Genomic DNA, 3,240 nt, shown 5'->3' on the forward strand with positions numbered 1-3,240 from the left:
GACGATCAGGATCGCCTTGGGCCGTGGGAGGTCGCCGGCCCAGGCCGCCAACTGCCCGGCCCACACGGGGTCATCGAGCAGGGGCGGGGCGCCGTGGCCGATGTACAGGGCGGGCATCCGGTCGGTCATGACACCAGAGTAGTTGAAAGGCGGACTACCTTCAAGTCGGTGGTACGGGCCCCCACCTCGGTAGTCCAGTGGCAGATGGTGGTGATGGAGGTCCTCGGGCGACCATTTGCCACTGGACTACCCAGGATCATCGGGCCGCCGGCAGTTTCCAGTCGATCGGCCCCGCGCCCTGGCCGGCGAGCAGCGTGTCCACCCGGGAGAACGGCCGCGAGCCGAAGAAGCCGCGAGACGCCGACAACGGGGAGGGGTGGGTCGACTCGACCCACGGGATCGGGCCGAGCATGGGCTTGAGCGACTGGGCGTCGCGTCCCCACAAGATCGCGGCGCACGGCCCGCCGCGCGCGGCCAGCGCCGTGATCGCGCACTCGGTGACCATCTCCCACCCGCGGCCGCGGTGCGACGCGGCGGCGCCCGGAGTGACCGTGAGCACGCGGTTCAGCAGCATGACGCCCTGGTCGGCCCACGGCGACAGGTCCCCGTGGGCGACCGGCGAGAGCCCGAGGTCCGAGTCCAGCTCGGCGTAGATGTTGGCCAGCGACCGGGGCAGGGGTCGTACGGCGGGCGCCACCGCGAACGACAGCCCGATCGGGTGCCCCGGCGTCGGATACGGGTCCTGGCCGACGATCAGGACGCGTACGTCGCACAGCGGCCGCGCGAAGGCCCGCAGCACGTGATCACCGTCAGGCAGATAGCCGCGGCCGGCAGCGACCTCGGCCCGCAGGAACCGACCGAGCGCCCCGATCCGCTCGTCCACCGGCGCCAGCGCCTGCGCCCAGTCGGGCGCCATCAGGCCGCGCTCGACCAGCCCTCGCAGTGCACTCACGCGAGGAGCCGTGACGGTCGGGACAAGCGGTCGAGGAACGCGATCAGCAACGCCTCCCGCATCGCTGCCGAGGCCACGTCCAGCATCGCGTTGACCGATGCCATCCGCGTCGGCAGCTCCAGCGATCCGTCGGCCGCGGCGCCGACCAGCCCGGACGCGGCGAGCAGCCCGTCGAAGTCGTCGTCGGTCAGCGACGCCGGGTCGAGCGACTCGATGAAGGCCACCACGCCCTCGTCGACCGCCACCGGTCCGACCGCCTGGGCAGCGGCCACCGACGACCGCAGTGCCGTCGTGAAGTCGTCGAGGTGCTGCCGTGTCGCCGCGCTCACGGACAGGTGGATCGTCGGCGGCTGGCCGGCGAAGGACAGCTGCGGCTGCACGTACCACCCCCGCGAGACCAGCTCGTCGGTCAGCGTGAACGGATCGCACGTGGCGTCGGTCGCCAGCGCGACGAGAGTCGAGTCCGGTGGCACCACGACCCGCAGCGCGGGCTCGGCCTCGACGGCTGCCACGATCCGGTCGACCGCCTCGAACACCTCGCCCGCCAGCCGCAGGTAGCCCGCGTCGCCGATCGTCGTCACCACGGCCCAGGTCCCGGCGATCGGTCCGCCCGAGCGCGTCGACTGGGTCGTCTGGTTGAGCATCGTGTAGCCCGGCCAGGCCGCCGACGCGAAGAACTGCGGCCGCCGCAGGGCAGGGTCCCGGTGCAGCAGCAGCGATGTCCCCTTGGGGGCGTAGGCGTACTTGTGCGTGTCGACCGAGATGGAGGTGACGCCGTCCACGGCGAACGTCCAGGGTCGTACGGCGCGGTCGAGCCGTGCGGCGTAGGGCAGCACCCAGCCGCCGATGCACGCGTCGACGTGGCAGCGGACACCCGCGGCGCCGGCAGCTGCCGCGATCTCGGTGACCGGGTCGACGACGCCGTGCGCATACGACGGCGCGCTCGCGACCACGAGCACGGTGGTGTCGTCGATCGCGGCCGCCATCGCCGCCGGGTCGGCTCGGAAGTCGGGCCCCACCGGCACGATCACGGCGCGCACGCGGAAGTAGTGCGCGGCCTTGTGGAAGGCGGCGTGCGCGGTCGAGGGGATCACCATGCTCGGTGACGTCACGTCCGGCCGACTGTCGCGCGCGCCCTGCCCGGCCAGCAGGATCGACTCGGTGCCGCCGGAGGAGACGGTGCCGACGGCGCCCTCGGGCGCGTCGAGCAGGGTGCACGCGAACCCGACGAGCTCGTTCTCCATGGTCAGCAGGGACGGGAAGGCCGTCGGGTCGAGCGCGTTGGAGCCGGCATACGCCGCGACCGCCTCGCGTCCGATCCGGTCGACCTCCGCGTCGCCACCGTCGTACACGTAGGCCAGCGTGCGGCCGCCGTGGACCGGCAGGTCGTCGGCCTGGAGCGCACGCAGACGGTCAAGGGGCTTCATGCTGCCTCCGTCGGGGTGGACATGGACTCGCCCGCCGTTTCTACTGCAGTCGCATCGAGTGAGTAGCGGGTCAGCCACCACAGGCTGAGCAGCGTCAGCGCGGCCGGGATCACCGAGAAGCCGAGCGTGATCGCGGTCCGTGCCGACCCGGGCTGCGTCACGGTCTCGCCCGACGACGAGACGTAGCCGCCGATCGCCAGCACGCTCGCGAACACCCCGGGCCCGAGGGCCAGCCCGAGCGTCTCGCCGGCGGTCCACACGCCGGTGTAGACGCCCGCGCGGTTCTCGCCGGTGCGCGCCGCATCCGTGGCCGCCGCATCGGGCAGCATCGCCATCGGGAAGACCTGGCAGCCCGCGTAGCCTACGCCGACCAGCGCGGTCGCCGCGAAGACGACGAAGGCGGGAGCCGTCTGGGCGAGTACGGCGAGGGCAGCCCCCGTGGCCAGGATCAGCGACGCCACGAGGTAGCCCTGCTTCTTGCCCACGCGCTCGCCCACCCGCGCCCACACCGGGGTCAGCAGCAGTGCCGGCCCGACGAAGCAGACGAACAGGATCGTCGAGGCGCCCTGGTTGTCGAGCACGTCACCGGCCAGGTAGTCGACCCCCGCGAGCATGCACCCGGTGGCCAGCGCCTGCAGCACGAAGGTCATGAGGAGGAGTCGGAAGTCGCGAGCGGTCGCCACGATCCGGAGCTGCTCGCGCAGGGACCCGGCCCCGGCCGCCACGGCACCGATCGGCGCGCGTCGGGTGCCGACATACGCACTGATGACCCCGATCGCGATGATCACCGCCATCACGACGCCCATCACCCGGTAGCCCTCGCGGCCGCCGACTCCGTTGCGGATCGCCGGCGCCGTCGCG

At 72.6% G+C, this 3,240-nt stretch carries 3 protein-coding genes; all 3 read right to left on the minus strand.

Translation table 11 applies throughout. The annotated features are described in order from the left end of the window. Positions 1–256 precede the first annotated feature (256 nt). Positions 257–916, minus strand: coding sequence for a uracil-DNA glycosylase (locus RMO85_RS09300; protein WP_310528450.1), 660 nt, complete (start codon positions 914–916; stop codon positions 257–259). Between the two features lie 32 nt (positions 917–948). Continuing rightward, on the minus strand, positions 949–2,379 hold the full coding sequence (locus tag RMO85_RS09305) for an aminotransferase class V-fold PLP-dependent enzyme (RefSeq protein WP_310528448.1): 1,431 nt from the start codon (positions 2,377–2,379) through the stop codon (positions 949–951). Next, positions 2,376–3,240 (minus strand): MFS transporter (locus RMO85_RS09310; RefSeq protein WP_310528449.1); only part of this gene is annotated, 865 nt, incomplete at its 5' end. The genes RMO85_RS09310 and RMO85_RS09305, both read right to left, overlap by 4 nt.

This window comes from Nocardioides sp., assembly GCF_031422975.1.
Lineage (GTDB): Bacteria > Actinomycetota > Actinomycetes > Propionibacteriales > Nocardioidaceae > Nocardioides.

Excerpts from the sequence above, each read along its gene's own strand:
- RMO85_RS09300 (WP_310528450.1), bottom strand. The coding sequence starts at position 916 with ATGGCGCCCGACTGGGCGCAGGCGCTGGCGCCGGTGGACGAGCGGATC.
- RMO85_RS09305 (WP_310528448.1), bottom strand. The coding sequence starts at position 2,379 with ATGAAGCCCCTTGACCGTCTGCGTGCGCTCCAGGCCGACGACCTGCCG.